Here is a 16,668-nt window from a genome sequence, read left to right as displayed (position 1 = left end):
CAATCATTAATCGCTTCCCACATAATAAGACCTTTCGCAAAAGCGTAGGGTCTTTTTCATTTTTGTTAAAACGTATCGGATCCAAGCCATCCGAGGAGCTCGTTGGATCTAATTAGAATGAACGTTCGATTTATTGTGAGAAGGAGTAGCCGATGTTTGAGACATACAACAAGGTGCAACGATCCGTCCTCGAAACGACACTAAATATCATAATTAGGAAGGAAATTCAGGCTACCTCGATGGCGCTAATCGCAAAGGAATCTGGCGTTTCGACGGGAAGCATTTATCACTATTTTCAAAGTAAAGAAGATATAGTTAACGAATTGTACAAAGCGATTGTCACGTTTAACGGAGAGTATGTTCGTGAAGGATTATTGCAGGGCAGAACTATTCGTGAAAAGTTCGAATTGGGGTGGAGCCGAGTTATCGACTTGGGTAAAAAATATCCACAGGGCTTTCAATTTATTGAGCAATACTCCTTTTCGCCTTACATTTACGACGAGGTGAAGCAGGCAGTCTATACAGGCGTTTGGTGCGAGCCTATGAACAGATTGTACGAAGAAGCCATTCAGCAGAAGTTCTTTATCCCTTTGAATCCGAAAATGATGGTTCAGATGCATTATGGGCAATTTGTTTACATGTTGAAAGCCGAGCTCCACGGTATCTACGAATTAACCAGCGATAGCGTCCAAGAAGCTATCCGTTCCTGTTGGAATGCTGTGCAACTCATGGATGTTACAGTGATTGAATGATAGGTTTATGGCCTAGGACGAACCGAGTTTATTTACAAACGATGAAGGACCTGCTAGCTGCGGCTCTTGTGTCGGTAGACACAAACATTGTCCCATCGCTTGAACCTATTTTGAGAACGCTTTGTAATTGGGTTGGAAATTGTGCTGAGAAATCATACGCTCAGGGAGAGGTCCTAATTGTGTATTTGGTTTAAATATTTAATAAAAGGATGTAAGGATCTCCTCAAGACACGTCATTCGATGATGACATTCTTGGGGACATTCTTATTTTTATTGAGAAAATGCTTAAAAATCCCAAGTTTAATCCGGTGAACAATGGTTAATGATTTATTTTGAGAATTTCCGAATCATGCAATGCGCAGCAGGGGATACTCTATTAGAAAAAGGGATTAACTTGCAACTCTTGCCGGTGTGCGTAAGAAAGTAAAAAAAAGTAATAAATTACGTTATTCATAAAATAAGGGGTGTAATGAAAAGTGGAAATGAGACTGAATTATACGAAAGTGCGACCCGAATCTTTACAAACACTTTTAAAATTGGAAGGGTATGTGAAGAAGAGTGGCCTTGATCACAACCTGCTGGAACTGATTAAAATTCGTGCCTCGCAAATTAATGGCTGCGCCTACTGCCTTGATATGCATACGAAAGATGCGCGTGCGATGGGGGAGACGGATCAGAGATTGTATATGCTTAACGCATGGCGGGAAGCTCCGTTCTATACCGAAGCCGAGCGTGCCGCAATTGCGTTAACGGAAGCTGTGACTAAAATTTCAGATGCTGGCGTTCCGCAGGAATTGTATGATCAAGTCCGCAAACATTTCGACGAGAGCCAATTTGTAAATTTAATTATGGCAATTAATGCGATTAACTGTTGGAATCGCATGGCGATTTCTACGGGTATGGTACCTGGAGAATATCAGCCGGCCGCACATAAATAACAGATTTTTGCATGTGAAATCCACGTGCATCTATTTTCGAGATCCCACACGTAAGCAAAGGAAAATAAAGAAAGAGAAAGAAAAACAACCAAACTCTTGTTGCTCGTTTTTTCGATAAATTCAACTATTGATTTGACCGGGGATGAACGCAATTGAGTTTAGGAAATTGATCATGAAAGTGAAGATATATCAAGAAAGTTAACATAATATATTATATGTAATCTATTATTGTTATTTAGCTAAATATGGATAAAAAGGCAAACAAGTGGGCAGGCTCGTTGTGTTAATGGATAGGGCCATAAAAGGCCTCACCGTTCGTAAATACACAGAAGGATTGAATAATCTTTAACAATTTCTTGTTGACAGAAGGGCTAATTTATTTTTATACTGTAATTAATTTCGCAACAGTTATAAATTTTGTAACAGTTAAATAGCATAGGATATCATTACTACACAGAAGGTTTTAAATAAATGAATATGGAGGTTCTTATGAATAACACTCAATCTGTTCAGGCCCTGTTCAAATCATTCTCATTCAAGAATATGAATCTATCTAATCGTATCGTGATGGCACCGATGACCAGAGGGTTTTCCCCGAATGGCGTACCTGGTCGGGACGTTGCTGCTTATTACCGTCGCAGGGCTGAGAACGGTGTTGGACTCATCGTCACTGAGGGTACAGTCGTCAACCACCCGGATTCGTCGAATCAAGTCAACGTACCACACATCTATGGAGAGGCTGCTTTAGAGGGTTGGGCAAACGTAGTGACTGAGGTACACGAGGCAGGCGGACGGATAATACCCCAGATCTGGCATATGGGAGCACGAGGACATGTTGGCGATTATTCGGAATCGGAAATCGCTACAATCGTCCAAGCCTTTGCGCAAGCGGCATTAGAAGCTAAACGGATTGGTTTTGACGGAATCGAGATCCATGGTGCGCACGGATACTTGATCGACCAGTTCTTCTGGGAGAAAACAAACCCGCGTACTGACCGCTATGGCGGTGACATGGTTGCGCGCACCCGCTTTGCAGTGGAGGTCATCGAAGCTTGCCGCCGGGCCGTTGGGCCGGAATTTCCGATCGTACTGCGTTTCTCACAATGGAAGTCAACGGACTATACAGCAAAATTGGCTGCAACTCCGGTACTGCTGGAACAATTTTTGGCACCATTAGTCGATGCGGGCGTTGATATGTTCCACTGCTCAACTCGCCGATTCTGGGACCCTGAGTTCCCAGGCTCTGATCTGAATCTTGCCGGATGGACAAAAAAGCTGACTGGTAAACCGACGATTACGGTTGGATCGGTTGGTCTCGATGGTGATTTTATGAGTCTCTTCGCCGAAGGAAAGGGAGCCAATAATACCAAGATCGACGGGCTGATTGAAAGGCTCGAACGAGAAGAGTTTGATCTGGTAGCCGTAGGCCGGGCATTGTTGGTTGATCCTGCTTGGGTGACCAAAATCCGCGACGACCGAACAGCCGAATTGATCCCGTTTACGTCTGAAGCAGTTAAAACACTTCAATAAGTTTACGCTTGATTAGAAAAACGGATGTTGACCTACAACCAGTTAATATTTTGACTTCATAAAGAACTTTACAGAAAATAGATTGCACCCCTTATTATAAACATTGGTAAAACCTCCTGGTTTCCGATGAAATTTAAGGGGTTTATTTTTATGCGAACAAGGGGCAGGACATTTAAGTACTATCCTCATAATTTGGGCTTCTTGACCAGTGTTAGACATACCTAGTGAATAAAGTTAAAATGACATTATGACAAATAATAGAATGAATCCTAAGGTTAATGTATATATAAGTAAAGCTAAAAAATGGAAGGAAGAATATGAGAAGTTAAGAAATATGGTTCTTGACTGTGAGCTGACCGAAGAATTTAAGTGGATGAATCCTTGTTACACGTTTGATAAAAAAACATCATGAACAGGAACTGGCTGCGGTAACCATCAGTAGTCTCATTATGTTAAAGCAGTTTGCAAGTAAAAAAAGGAGGAAGAAAGTATGAACTTGACTCCGCTGCAACAATCATTAATATTGGCATTAACCACTGAATGGCAGACACCAGCACAAATTACGGGTCAGCTTCCGAAAGCGATGAGGAATCCATCCGATGTAAATCAGTCACTCAAAGACCTGTTGCAAAAAGGATTGGTGCAGGTTAATCCAGTTGTTTTCGCTCTATATCGATTAACCGCACTCGGCACAACCACCAAGAAGACAGAATTGCATGAGAACCAGTGAATCAGGCATATGAATTCTCAGGATTTTACCTTTGGTTAGGTTTGTGAGAAGGGATTAGACGGTGGACCGATGCCATGTTTCGATTTCAATAGGATTATGGACAGCCGCGCTTAAGCGCGGTTTATTTGTATTTCAAGCTCTGTTGATTTTGTATCATGATTCGGTTTTGGCACTGCTTCATTTTTATTGGCTTTTTATCCATATTGTTAGAGGTATTTTCCATTCTCAGACCGGAGGAGTTAAATATAATTAGATATGAAAGTGCTTACATATCGGATTTCATCGTTCTATAGTCCATCAATTAGGAGGGGTTCGTTTGAGGATAAGAAGAGAAAAAATCGTCCTGGGGCTGATGGTTATCACGTTAGCTATATTGCCTGCATGCTCTGAGAAGCAAGCCCTACAAGTGGAGAAACCAGTGACCGTCAACGAGGCAAAGCTCGAACCGGCTGAACTGACCATCCTGTCTAAAGTTGCCTCCATCACGCAAGATGAATTTGAAAGAACGATCGCGGCACCCATCCGAACGAAGTACCCGGACTATAAGCTTACCTACATTATCGAAGGGAAAGGAAGCAATCTGGAAAGTATGATGATGGCCGGTCAGACGCCGGATATTACTATCACTTCCATTAGCGGTATGAATTCACTGCTGAATCTGGGGTTGGAGTATGATTTAACGGAACTTTTCAAGAAATACAATTATGACTTGTCGCGAATAGAACCATCGACCCTGGAATCGTTGAAAAATGCGACTTCCAAAGGGGGAATATATGGTTTGCCGAAGTATTTGAACTCAGTTGTGTTGTTCTATAACAAGGATATTTTTAAAAAGTTCGGAGTACCGCTTCCCAAAGACGGCATGACTTGGGATGAGGTTGTCCGTGTCGCAGCCAGCTTAACCCGAATGGAGGATGGTGTGCAGTACCGTGGATTGTCCATGTTTTTCAGTAATATGATTACGGAAAATCAACTGTCTTTACCTTTCATTGATCCGAAGGAAGACAAGAGCTCAATCAGCTTGCCGGGCTTCCAAAAGATGCTTCTTACTTATAAATCGGTATACGACATTCCCGGGAATAAACCGCTTGATGATGTGAACCCGGACAAAGAGCTGACCGCGTTTCATAAAACGAGAAATGTGGCTATGGCACTTGCCCCTATGTCAGGCTACGGACGGTTCGAGAGCGATCCAGATTTGGACTGGGATGTGGTAGCTGCGCCTACTTATGCCGATGCACCAAAGATCGGTTTTCAACCGAATACGATTTACTATTTTGTCAGCAATGCCAATAAAAAAGCGGAGCAGGCGTTTCAGGTGGTTACCGAATTGTTGTCGGATGAGGTACAGACACAAGCCAATAAAGAGGCCAGACCAACGATTTTAAAGGATGAAAAGATCCGTGCCACATTAGGAAGCGATCACAAGCTGTTTAAGGATAAAAACTTTAAAGCGGTGTTTTACAACGAGTTTGCGCCTTCACCTCCAATGAACGGCAAAATGGCTCCGCTGGTCAATGCTTCCTCCATATTGCAGGGAGAATTTGCGAATATGATTAAAAATGGTGGCGACGTCAATACGGCGCTGCGGCAGGCGGACGAGAAAATCAATCAGGCAATAACTACGGCCAAAAGCAAGTAGCCGATTATCCATATGATTCGTCTGATATTGAATTTACATCAGCTGTGACGGCAAGTTATATTCATGGTATCGGACGTACGATTATTCATATTCTGAAATGTGGTTATTCCCGACTCAAAAATACGAAGGAGGCGCCATGTCCGCAGCGAAGGAGTTTCTGCACCAATTTTATCCGAAAATATTGGATGTGCCCCACAGGTCGACTTCCTACTGGGAGACGGTCGGGTTCCGAGTCATTCGTCCGACGACGAATTTGTTTAATTTGGCGTTTATTTATGCAGGGGAAGGCACCATTGAATTAAACCATGAAGGGTATGACCTGAAACCCGGATGTATGTTTCATGTATCCCCTCGAATCCGAATGGATATAGCTAGCTCGCAGGAAAATCCGCTGCAATATTACGGCGTACACTTTCATCAATTGCGTATTCAGTGGGAAGGAACGGACTGCCAAACCTCGTTCTCCGATACGCCATTGCCGTTTCGCAGAGTCATCTCGCTCCCCGGATATGCTTTACACGATCAGGCGGCGTCGTTGTATCGACTTTGGCAGTCCAAGGAGACGGGCTACGATTGGAGTGCAAAGCTGGCTTTGTTCCGAATTATGGACGGTCTTTGCGATGTCGTCATCTCTGAGCAGCGGGGGCAGGAGAGAACTTATCGTCAAATGGAAAGCAGTGTCTTGTTCATCCGCGAGCATTATGCCGAGCCGTTAAGTCGTGAAGTGCTAGCCGAGCAGGCGTACATGTCCGTAAGTCATTATTCTGCTTTGTTCAAATCGATGCTGGGAATCAGCCCACTCCAGTTTGTCGAAAAGGTAAGGATCGATCACGCGAAAACGCTGCTCACCGGAACGTCGAAGCCGATCGGAGAAATTGCCAAATTGATTGGCTATAACGACCCGCTCTATTTCACCAGGGTGTTTACGAAGGTTACGGGGATGTCCCCCCGGGAATACCGCGGAGCTTAGGCTGATTCCATTTAGCAATAGGGAGGGGAGAAGTCTGTATGTCTAAAACGGAACAATACACCGTTCTCATTGCCGGAGCGACGTTTACAGGGCTTTCGCTGGCATGCAATTACGGAAAGAAAGCAATGGTCGTCGAGCGGACAGGAGCCGTTGGCCCGGAATTTACGTCGACATTTTGTAAAGCGAAAATAGACAGAGCACAGAGAGTATCTGAAAGATCGTCGGCATTGCGGGAAGAGGCGGAAATGAGGAACATGATTGGAGAAGACGGCGCCATACATTGGCCCGCGTTCGTTCCTGTGCTTCATCAGCTCATTTCCAGAGAGCAGCTTGAGGTTCGTTTCCTCACCCGTATTATCGAGGTGAAATCACAGCCAAGCGGCGGGTTTGAAGTAACGCTGATGAATGCAGCAGGACTATCCAAGGTTATCGCTGACCGAATCGTCGATACGACGAGCTTTTGCGATACGTCTTGGAGTTCTTCGCAGGAGCGGCTTCACGGCAAACGGCTTTGCGCGATGATTTATCGGCCGGACGCACCGGATGAGCCGCCACCGCACATCGAAGAGTATGCCATTCACAGGGGGCGCTTCTGCTCCGAATGGGTGACCTGCTTAACGGTCAGAGTTGAGGACAGCTGGGCTGAAGCACGTGCGCAACTGCTGTCCATTTGGTCCAATCGCCCTGAGCCGCTCTTTCCATGGCAGCTTGTCACGATAGCGGATGCTTTCGATGTGGAGGTCGACCCAGGGACGCATCCAATCGCTCATGGTTGGATATGGCACCCGTCCGCCGCCTATTCGGACCCGATACAGGCATTTGATGTAGGAAGCCGAATGAAGCTGGAGGTGACGGAGCCATGATTCTTTCCGAGCTATGGAATGGAGAGCTAACCCAGCAAGAAACGGACCCAGATTTTCACGAAACGTTCGATGTCATTGTAGTCGGACTGGGAACGGCAGGTGCCGTTGCAGCTATTCGAGCAGCGCAGCTCGGGTTGAAAGTGTTCGGTATCGAGCGAATGCACGCAATGGGCGGAACCGGGACACTAGGCGGCGTGGTCGGATATTATTTCGGTACTCGTGGAGGAATTTATGAAGAGATGGATTCCAGAACCGCCTCCCTGGGGGAATCGCACTTTCTCCAAGTCAGAGGCGTGAATGCTAATGCAAAGAGCATAATTCTGGAGCAAGTGGCTGCTGCGGCCGGGCTACGCTTCCAATTCGAGGCCATTGCTCTCGGTGTGTTTTTGGAAGGTTCACAGATCAAAGGTATTCGTTGGGCAGGAACGGAAGGGATTCGGAATACAGCCTGCCGGATCCTTATCGACGCCACAGGCGAAGCAGAGGTGTGCGCCCTTGCAGGCTGTGCGGTACGGCGTGGACGTGAGGCGGACGGCCAAGTGCAGCCGTTCTCCAATGTCGTGCAGCGATTGCATCAGCATAAGGTGGAGCATTATTATACCGATTCGGGGTACGTTAATGCGGCTGATCCCATAGCACTGTCCAAAGCGATTACCGAATCGTCGCTTTTAGAAACGCATTTGAAGGCCGTTTATAAGGACGAATCGCGGCTCTTGAAAATTGTTCCCCAATTAGGGCTGAGGGAAGGCAGACTAATCGTCGGCGAAGAGACGGTCTCGTTCGCAGCTTTTATTGACGGTCAGCATTCCGACGAGCCTCTGTTTTACGCCTATTCCAATTTAGATAATCATAGTAAGGATATAGCATTTGAGAGCGAAGTGCAGCAGGATTGGTCCGTTGTTTCTAGTCTTTGGGGCCTCAATTTTACGGTTCCCATTCCCATGGGCACCCATATTCCATTAGGCTTCGAAGGGCTGATTGCTGCCGGTCGTACCATCTCGCTGGATCACGACTTGGCTGGTTGTATTCGGATGAAAAGGGATATGCAAAAAAGTGGAGAAGCTGCGGCCGATATGGCTTACTTAAGCATCTCGAAAGGGTATCCTTTGAAACAGATTCCGTACGAGCAACTGCGCCAGCTATTGGAAGAAACGGGATGTAAGGAACATGACCGAAGTGTTGAATTTAAGGACAGCTCTGTCCCTATTAGTGGCGGAGGGCATCTTGCACGAAAGTGGCTAACGGACTCCGCAGAAATTCGCGATGGCTTGTCCGGTACGAAGCCTGGCATTGCCATTTGGTCAGCGAAGCGCCTTGGCGCAGCCTTCGTGCCACAGCTTCGGCTCTGGCTGTTCATCGACGAAGAGGTGCATCTTATGAAGCATAGTGCAATGGCGCTCGGCTTAATCGGCGATCACTCCGCCATTCCCGTACTCAGACGCATCGTGGAGGAACGTGACATGTTCGTTCCTAATACAAGCCGTAAATACAATCAGGTACGGGGGTACGCAGCCATATACTTGCTAGGGAAGCTTAGCGATCGCGGGATTGTGCCGGAGCTGCTTCGGATTCTGCACGATCCGAATGAGCTCCCGGATATGCAGCCGGAGGAACGCAACTGGGAATTTATCTCCGACCCGCAGGAGCTGTATTATCAATACTTCTCCTACTCTTTGACGGCTTTACTACGCATAGCGGAGCATCATCCGGATTTAAGAAAAACGGTTGCATCGAGTATAAATCAGAGAATGGATGATCCGAATCTCGAGCTAAACATATCCTTTAAAGGCTCACGCGTCATTAAATATTCCATGATCGATCGGATACGATCTATTGTGAACAATAGGCTTCAGAAATGGGTGATTAATAGCGTTGAGCAATGAGGAGAAGCTACAATGCCGAGGAGCTTCAATAAACCAGACTGCGTAATTGCTGTTGCTGGAGGGAAGCCGCCGAATTTGAAGCTGCTTCTTCCAGAAAACAAGTAAAGCCGCTTCAAGTCTGCAGTCCAGTGCTGCGGAAGACGAGCAATCAAGCCCACATTACTAAATTATCGATATTCTTTATCAACGCGTAAGAAAGGGAAAAAATATTGGCCGAAAGTCCGACTGAGCCTACTCAGAGGGCTTTTCTTTTTGTGTGAAATCAAAAAAAATCTGAAGCAAGAAAACGAAAGTTGAAAATTAGGATTAGATTTGTTCCCAGTTGTAACAATAAGGCTTTAGTCTTATTAATTTCAACAAGCTTATGAAATCAGTTGTTCAGATAAAAAGTTTAAAAACGACTTAGAAGCAGGGGTTAATGTTTCAATCGACCTTATAACAGTTCCTATCGTACGAGTAAAAGTCGGATATAATGGTTTGCTGCAAATTTTTGCATTATGCTTGGGAAGAGCCAACTCAGGAAGTAGTGAAACTCCTAATCCTGCTTCTACGGCTGATATTATTGAGTAAGTATTATGAAAACTATATTTAACATCTAGTTTTATTTCCGTGTTTCTTAGTATCTCATTTAGGAGTTTTTCATATCCTTTTACGTTAATATAGGGTTCAGTAGCTATATCTTCTATAGTTACAACAGGAGAATCTCTTAAATGATGTGATTCAGACATCACAACAAGCATTGAATCATGAATTAATGGCTCGAATGTTAATTCGCTTGAATTGATAGAAATACCGAAATCAACGCTGCCCTCTTTAACCCATTCAATAATGTCATTATAATCCCCCTCTAATACATGGAATTCGATCTTAGGAAACATTTCATTATATTTTTTAATAAGTCCAGGAAGCAGGTTTGCTATGAAACTCGGAAAGCAACCGATTTTAATTAGACCAAATTCAAGGTCAACAAGTCCTCTTGCTTTCTGCTTAATAATTTCTTCCTGATTAAAAATTTCTCTTACATGTGGGAGTATAGATATACCAGCCTGAGTTATTTTTACAGTTCTATTCACCCGTTCAAATAATTTAATACCTAAATTCTTTTCTAATGCAGCAATGGAGTGGCTTACTGCAGATTGAGTCATATTTAATTTTTCAGCGGCTTTTGTGAAGCTCCCGGTTTCATATACTTTTAAGAAAACTTCAAACTGTAAATGATGTATCATATCTCTTCCTCAGCTTATACATGAATTATATTAATGCAAACGATTAAAACTATTCATTTGATTAATTTATTTTCTATAATATACTTAAAATATATTTGATACAAGCATCTAATGGAGGGACTTAGGAATGTATAAGATAAGAGAAATGACAATTGAAGATTATGAACAAATTTATTGTCTATGGAACGAAATTGAAGGGCTGGCATTAAGCGATGCAGATTCTAGACCAAACATTGAACTGTATTTAAATAGAAATAAGGGACTTAGCTTTGTTTGCGAGGAAAACAATAAAATAATTGGAACCATTTTAACCGGTCACGATGGAAGAAGAGGGTTTATATATCACTTAGCAGTGAATCCTAATTTCCGAAAACAAAAGATTGGAAATAAACTTGTGGAAATGAGTTTGAAAAAATTAGAAGAGCAGGGGATAGGTAAGTGTCACATATTTGTTATTGAAAACAACATCGGAGGCAATTATTTTTGGTCCGCTATAGGTTGGGAAAAAAGAAGCGGCTTTTTTGTATATTCTAAAGATACTAACAAGTAAGCAATGCGGCACGGATCAAGATATTATCCCCTTTATGTAGACGGTACGAAGCAAGCGTACTACAAGTTTACTTGGAGGGGATTTTTTCATGGGGGAAATGAGAAAGACATATGACGTGGAGTTTAAATATAGAGGGTACGTTTCCACTGTAATGAATAATTTTACCATCACAGTGGGAAATTAGGTGTACATAGCGAAAAAACAAAAGGGATGATCTTCACTATGCAAGCATTGTTTGAAGAGTATGAGCTTCATTGCTGGAAGCTGGTGTTGTGTGAGCCTTCAAGTACTCGACTGCATTGAATAATTCTTCAGCTGCTTCACGTGTAATTTCATCATTTGGATTAAACTTACTTTCAGTACCCAGCTTTAGAAGCAGCAAAGCTTTGAGTAACAAGGGTAAAAGATAATAAGGCAGTCGCAGAAACAATGATATTTTCAAATCTTTTTTTTCATAATTGTTAACCTCGTTTAGTATTCTTGTGAATCGCTAACCTAGACCTAAGTAAAACTAGATAATGTTGCAGTTCGATTATTAATATTTGTAAATTACATTTTGTTAGTAAAGAATTGGGTTATTGAAGGGAATTGAAGGAGAAGACATTTTCTTTTGATAGTCTGTCGCAAAACTTTGACTATACCACTTATAGAAAAAACAAATGCTGCCCAACTTGGGCAGCGTTTATTTTTTTAACCGTGAATCAGTGGGGAAGTGAGTAGCGACAGCGCTGAATCAATACAATTGTCGATCCATTCCTGGTTTGGATTTGATTTTTTCAATACGGTTATCCCTACAAAGGTTACCACGAGGGTTTGAGCTATCGCATGGCAGTCAACAGTTTCATCAATCTCGCCGGATGTTACCCCCCGATTGAGTGTATTTTCAAAAACCGCAGCCAAATACTGCTGATGCTCTCGTGTTAAAATTTCAAACTTGGCATCGTGCGGAGCGAGTTCCACCATCGTATTGACACAAAAACAGCCACTTCGCCCATGATCACCGTCTGGGAACACCCCTTCCTGAAACAGACTTCGGAAAGCAGCTTTGACGCTTGTTATTTTATTTAGCTTAGATCGGACGTATTTAGCATGTTGTTGATTATAATTGCGAAGTGCGGCTTCAAACAAGGACGATTTATCGCCGTAGGTAGAGTACAAACTTGGCTTCTGAATCCCCATACGAGTGGTTAAATCGTTTAATGTCGTGGCTTCGTACCCTTTTTCCCAAAAAAGGTACATGGCTTCTGTCAATGCCTTTTGTTCATCAAACTCTCGAATTCTGGCCATAATGCCCCCTATAAAAATTACCATATGGTATGTAATTATGATAATAAACCAGAATAATTTTGTCAACAATGGGTTGACTTTAAGTGATTTTATTGAATATAATGATACTCAAATTAAATACCGTTCGGTACAATAAAGGAGGTTTTTCAATGTCCAGTTCCCCAGAAGCACGTCCGAATTACACGGAGTCGCAAGCTCAATTCTCGAGAAAGGCAGCTTTACTGTATGCAGTCGTCTGCGGTTCCGCAGTAGCTTCGATTTATTTTTCCCAGCCTTTGCTGGATGTGATCGCCATAGATTTTGGTATCAGTAAGGCTATCGTTGGCACAATCGTAACAGCAACGCAGATATGCTATGCGATAGGATTATTTCTTCTGGTCCCGCTAGGGGATTTGCTCAATCCGCGCCGGTTAGTAACCGGGATGATGGTATTGTCAGCGATTGCCTTAAGTATTGTTTCTGTAGCTTCGAATACTGTAGTCCTATTTATAGGTATGGGGATGGTTGGTTTCCTGGCAGTCGTTGCTCAAGTCCTCGTAGCGCTTGCCGCAGCTCAATCCTCGCAGCATTATCGTGGCCAGACAATTGGACTCGTTACGAGTGGAATCGTAATTGGGATTCTATTAGCGCGTACTTTTTCCGGCACGTTGTCAGATTTAGCAGGATGGCGGTCTGTCTATATAGTCTCGGCTGCAATCACGGTTTGCATGGTTGGTGCATTCCTGATCGTTACACCTGCTTCTCGACGCCCATCACCTCAATTCTCATATTCGGAGTTGCTCCGCTCCGTGAAAGATTTATTCGTGCAGATTCCTCTTTTAAGAATTCGTGCACTACTTGCATTCTTCATTTTTTCGGACTTTAGTATTTTATGGTCCTCGATGGTATTGCCAATGAGTTCTTCACCACTTTCGTTAAGCCACAGCGCAATTGGGTTGTTTGGACTTGCTGGCGTAGCAGGAGCGGTTGCTGCCAGTAGGGCGGGGCGGCTAGCAGACCGGGGATTAGGACAACGGACAACTGGCGCCGCATTGTTACTTCTAACGGCTTCCTGGTTGCCAATAGGGTTCCTACAACATTCCTTGTGGCTTTTTGTCGTGGGAGTTATCATGTTGGATTTCGCGGTGCAGGCGGTTCACGTTACCAATCAAAGTATGATTTTAAGTGTTCGTCCAGAAGCGAGAAGTCGGCTAACCGCGGGGTACATGATCTTTTATTCTATTGGGAGCGCAACAGGAGCGGTAGCCTCAACTTGGATTTATTCGTGGGCGGGATGGTTCGGGGTATGCATTCTAGGGACTTCAATAAGCGTAATCGCATTCCTTTTTTGGGGTTATACCCTTAAAAATGACAGCAACGAAAAACGGTTCAGTTAACAAGGAACGATAGCTTAATAAACAACGAATTCACGACTGCTGGCATGGATCGGCAACCGTAGTTCGGACAGTGATGCATGATTTGACGAATAAATGATCGTTTGTTACAATGTCCCCATCATATTAGATAAGGATGAGGGCGATGGTCCGTCGTTTGAAACGGCTTAAGAATGTTGCTATTGCATTAAGCTTCTAAGTAAAAAAATGATTTATATTACTTAGAAGCGAGGGAAAAGAATGAAACAACATCGATCTAACCACTGGTCTGAAATTATGTATCTTAAGGATATTGTCACCAACCCAATGATTGAGGTAGGGGATTACTCCTACTACTCTGGTTATTACGATAATCATGATTTTGAAGATGGATGCGTTAGATACCTTTGGGGAGATGAAAAATCAAGAAAGCTATTTAATCCCATCAAAGACCATGGTTGGATTTTAGATAAATTGATAATAGGTAATTACGTATGCATTGCAAGTGGTGTAATTATATTAATGGGTGGAAACCACAATCATCATCCTGAATGGATTACTGTGTATCCGTTTGTAGAGCAGATTGAAGCCTCTTACGAATCAAAAGGGGATACAGTCATCGAAAGTGATGCCTGGATTGGTATGAATGCAATGATTATGCCCGGTGCGAAAATAGGTGAAGGTGCCATTGTTGCGGCAGGATCGGTTGTTGTCAAAGATGTCCCACCTTATACGATAGTAGGCGGCAACCCTGCTAAAGAGATAAAGAAACGCTTTTCAGACTTAGAAATCGCAAAGTTAAAGGAAATGCGTTGGTTCGATTGGGAACGTGAGACAATTGAACGAGCCAGTCACATCTTATCCAGTTCTTCGATTAATCAATTATATGACTTTTATCAAAGGGAAATAAAACCATTTGATCACCTCACTTAATAAAAAGGAGTCGTATGAACGGATGACACGGAACAAGAGCTTGGATCAAGTGAAGTAATAAAGAATGGTGCATGGTGCTGTACAGGTTGGCGTCCAATAAGTGAATTTAGCTTATGAGTATGCTTCATAATTGGATGTTTTTTATTAAAGTGGAGAAAGCCCATGTTCCAAGTATTTAGGAACATGGGCTAAAACAGTTAAATAAAACAACTACGAAGGATAATAACCAAAAGAATGAAAAGAACCAAAATAACCCCAGTACTTGTAAATACTCCGCCTACTCCACAACCTACTCCACCTAATCCACCCATTGTTGAATTCTCCTTCCAATTTGAAATGAGGTTTTTACCTCGAAATCAAGTTATGCGAAAATTGCACATAGTGAGTGGACGCGTGACCCGAGGTTACATGTATCATTAAAGAATATTTATCATGAATCAAATTATAGACATTTGATTACCTTTTTTTTGGGTAATGCTTGATATTAATGTACGTTCTAGATAGTTAGCGAAACCTGCAGAGACAGAGACACGACGCTTCAAAGAATTGTGGTATCAGGCTCAAACCCATTTCTCATTAAAAAAAATCCCCGGGAAGATTATCCCGAGGATATGAAGCGTGGATAGTCGCGCCCTATTAGTTTCCGGTTTGCGATCGAACGTAATTATTAATTTCCTCCTCGGCATCACGAAGTGCCGTATTTGTATCTTTTGCGCCGTCAACATACTTCCTGAAGTGACTTTCCAGAATGCTGGAAGCTTTAGAATAGAAGATTGATAATCTCGGTGCAGACGCAGGCTTGCTCTTGAAGATACCTTCCAGATGCTTTCCTTTCAAAATAGGCATATCCGCACCGTAAGCCTGCTGGAATTTCGGATCGTTCAGCAGCGAAATGCGTCCGGTTTTTTTCGTAGCGATCATTTGCACTTCGTCCGAAAACAGAACTTCGAGTACTTTCATCGCTTCTTCCTTGTGTTGGCTTGTTTTGCTGATGGACATGATGTGTAAGTCGTACATCCCGGCAACATTAGGTTTATCCTTGTAGCTCGGATACTGGACAACATCCCAATTGTATTCAGGAGCTTGCGCAATGTAAGGGAACATATTGACGGTTGCCGTCATGGCGACTGTTTTGTCTTTGATAAAAGAGTCGTATGTACTGGTCCCCCATTTAGGTGGTTTGTTCTCAGGTAAAGCGTATACATCTTTGCCCAATTCAAACAATTTTTTATAAGTTTCATAGTTGGCGCTGATGGTTGTTTTATGGGTAGAGGCGTCAACTATATTTAAGGACAAAGGAAAACTCAATCTTTGGATGCTTTCCGGATCCAGTCCACGATAAGCAACGCCGTTTTCAGTCCTTGTTAACTTTTTGGACAGCTGGATCACATCTTCCCAGGTCATGCCGTCCTTCGGATACTCGACTCCGAATTTATCAAAAATATCCTTATTGTAGTAAAGCGCGTTAAACTGTCTGTTGTAAGGCAGGCCATACAGCTTCCCATCGTTGGAAATGTTTTTGATGGTCTCGAGCGCTTGTTGGTCGAACCTGCTTAAGTCAAAACCATTTGCTTTCGCCAGCGGTGCAAGATCCTCGAATACTTTCAGGTCCATTGCCGCAGACATGCTGCCGTTCCAGGTTGTGATCAGATCCAATTGACTTCCTGAAGCTACATGATTTTGCAAATCATTTTTGGTCCGGTCTATCACCTCAACGGTAATATAGGGATATTTTCGGTGGAGCGGTTCATTAATCATAAGTTCCAAGTCTTCCGGTGTGATCAATTGGCCCGGGTGCAGCATTAACGTCACAGGTTCGTGATGTTCTTCGGTTTTCCCAGCACCGGCGGCTGGAGAAGCACCCGAATCCGAGCTTCCTGAACTGCAACCCGCCAACAGATTAATTAAAAGAACAACCGATAATGCATGTCTCATTTTCAACTTCGCTTTCATTTGTTTCAAATCCCTTCATTCAAGTTTTACAAAACCTTAATAAAGTGGAGAAAATTGCA

The 16,668-nt window shown here is 43.3% G+C and carries 15 protein-coding genes; 11 read left to right on the top strand and 4 right to left on the bottom strand.

What is annotated here, in order from left to right; genetic code table 11:
- Positions 1 to 152 precede the first annotated feature (152 nt).
- The 8 genes from BP97_RS0127415 to BP97_RS37610 all read left to right on the top strand — a co-directional run bounded on the left by BP97_RS0127415 (position 153) and on the right by BP97_RS37610 (position 9,308).
- The gene (locus BP97_RS0127415; protein WP_028551978.1) at positions 153 to 752 is read left to right on the top strand and encodes a TetR/AcrR family transcriptional regulator; all 600 of its coding nucleotides are present in this window, start codon (positions 153 to 155) and stop codon (positions 750 to 752) included.
- Positions 753 to 1,234: 482 nt separating this feature from the next.
- A complete protein-coding gene (locus BP97_RS0127410) occupies positions 1,235 to 1,690 on the top strand; it encodes a carboxymuconolactone decarboxylase family protein (RefSeq protein WP_036746637.1) in 456 nt (151 codons plus the stop codon).
- 489 nt (positions 1,691 to 2,179) lie between these two features.
- Complete coding sequence (locus BP97_RS0127405) at positions 2,180 to 3,220, top strand: NADH:flavin oxidoreductase (RefSeq protein ID WP_028551976.1); 1,041 nt, start codon at positions 2,180 to 2,182, stop codon at positions 3,218 to 3,220.
- A gap of 490 nt (positions 3,221 to 3,710) precedes the next feature.
- Complete coding sequence (locus BP97_RS0127400) at positions 3,711 to 3,950, top strand: hypothetical protein (RefSeq protein ID WP_028551975.1); 240 nt, start codon at positions 3,711 to 3,713, stop codon at positions 3,948 to 3,950.
- A gap of 316 nt (positions 3,951 to 4,266) precedes the next feature.
- A complete protein-coding gene (locus BP97_RS0127390; RefSeq protein WP_028551973.1) occupies positions 4,267 to 5,592 on the top strand; it encodes an ABC transporter substrate-binding protein in 1,326 nt (441 codons plus the stop codon).
- Between the two features lie 136 nt (positions 5,593 to 5,728).
- Positions 5,729 to 6,562 (top strand): AraC family transcriptional regulator, encoded by an 834-nt coding sequence (locus tag BP97_RS0127385; RefSeq protein WP_028551972.1) that lies wholly within the window; start codon positions 5,729 to 5,731, stop codon positions 6,560 to 6,562.
- A gap of 38 nt (positions 6,563 to 6,600) precedes the next feature.
- On the top strand, positions 6,601 to 7,425 hold the full coding sequence (locus BP97_RS0127380) for an FAD-dependent oxidoreductase (protein WP_028551971.1): 825 nt from the start codon (positions 6,601 to 6,603) through the stop codon (positions 7,423 to 7,425).
- The gene (locus BP97_RS37610) at positions 7,422 to 9,308 is read left to right on the top strand and encodes an FAD-dependent oxidoreductase (RefSeq protein ID WP_051621008.1); all 1,887 of its coding nucleotides are present in this window, start codon (positions 7,422 to 7,424) and stop codon (positions 9,306 to 9,308) included. Before BP97_RS0127380 ends, BP97_RS37610 begins: the two co-directional genes overlap by 4 nt.
- Positions 9,309 to 9,670: 362 nt before the next feature.
- Here BP97_RS37610 and BP97_RS37605 read toward each other — a convergent pair whose 3' ends face one another.
- Complete coding sequence (locus BP97_RS37605) at positions 9,671 to 10,534, bottom strand: LysR family transcriptional regulator (protein WP_036746628.1); 864 nt, start codon at positions 10,532 to 10,534, stop codon at positions 9,671 to 9,673.
- 127 nt (positions 10,535 to 10,661) lie between these two features.
- Between BP97_RS37605 and BP97_RS0127360 the strand changes: the two genes are divergently transcribed.
- Positions 10,662 to 11,084 carry a GNAT family N-acetyltransferase gene (locus tag BP97_RS0127360; RefSeq protein ID WP_028551970.1) on the top strand — a complete coding sequence of 141 codons (423 nt, stop codon included), beginning with the start codon at positions 10,662 to 10,664 and terminating at the stop codon, positions 11,082 to 11,084.
- A 690-nt stretch (positions 11,085 to 11,774) separates the two neighbouring features.
- Here BP97_RS0127360 and BP97_RS0127345 read toward each other — a convergent pair.
- Positions 11,775 to 12,371, bottom strand: a complete 597-nt coding sequence (locus tag BP97_RS0127345; RefSeq protein WP_028551968.1) for a TetR/AcrR family transcriptional regulator — start codon at positions 12,369 to 12,371, stop codon at positions 11,775 to 11,777.
- 149 nt (positions 12,372 to 12,520) lie between these two features.
- Here BP97_RS0127345 and BP97_RS0127340 point away from each other — a divergent pair, with 149 nt between their 5' ends.
- Positions 12,521 to 13,747: an MFS transporter gene (locus BP97_RS0127340; protein ID WP_028551967.1), complete on the top strand. Its 1,227-nt coding sequence runs from the start codon at positions 12,521 to 12,523 to the stop codon at positions 13,745 to 13,747.
- A 237-nt stretch (positions 13,748 to 13,984) separates the two neighbouring features.
- Positions 13,985 to 14,656, top strand: coding sequence for a CatB-related O-acetyltransferase (locus BP97_RS0127335; RefSeq protein WP_028551966.1), 672 nt, complete (start codon positions 13,985 to 13,987; stop codon positions 14,654 to 14,656).
- A gap of 197 nt (positions 14,657 to 14,853) precedes the next feature.
- Here BP97_RS0127335 and BP97_RS41190 read toward each other — a convergent pair whose 3' ends face one another.
- The gene (locus BP97_RS41190) at positions 14,854 to 14,967 is read right to left on the bottom strand and encodes a YjcZ family sporulation protein (protein WP_231506448.1); all 114 of its coding nucleotides are present in this window, start codon (positions 14,965 to 14,967) and stop codon (positions 14,854 to 14,856) included.
- 325 nt (positions 14,968 to 15,292) lie between these two features.
- The gene (locus BP97_RS0127330; RefSeq protein WP_028551965.1) at positions 15,293 to 16,609 is read right to left on the bottom strand and encodes an ABC transporter substrate-binding protein; all 1,317 of its coding nucleotides are present in this window, start codon (positions 16,607 to 16,609) and stop codon (positions 15,293 to 15,295) included.
- Positions 16,610 to 16,668 lie beyond the last annotated feature (59 nt).

Origin of the sequence: Paenibacillus sp. UNC451MF, assembly GCF_000686845.1 — a bacterium.
In the GTDB taxonomy this organism is placed as follows: Bacteria; Bacillota; Bacilli; order Paenibacillales; family NBRC-103111; genus Paenibacillus_S.
Note: the sequence above shows the minus strand (reverse complement) of the source record. Positions and strands in the feature narration are given on the sequence as shown.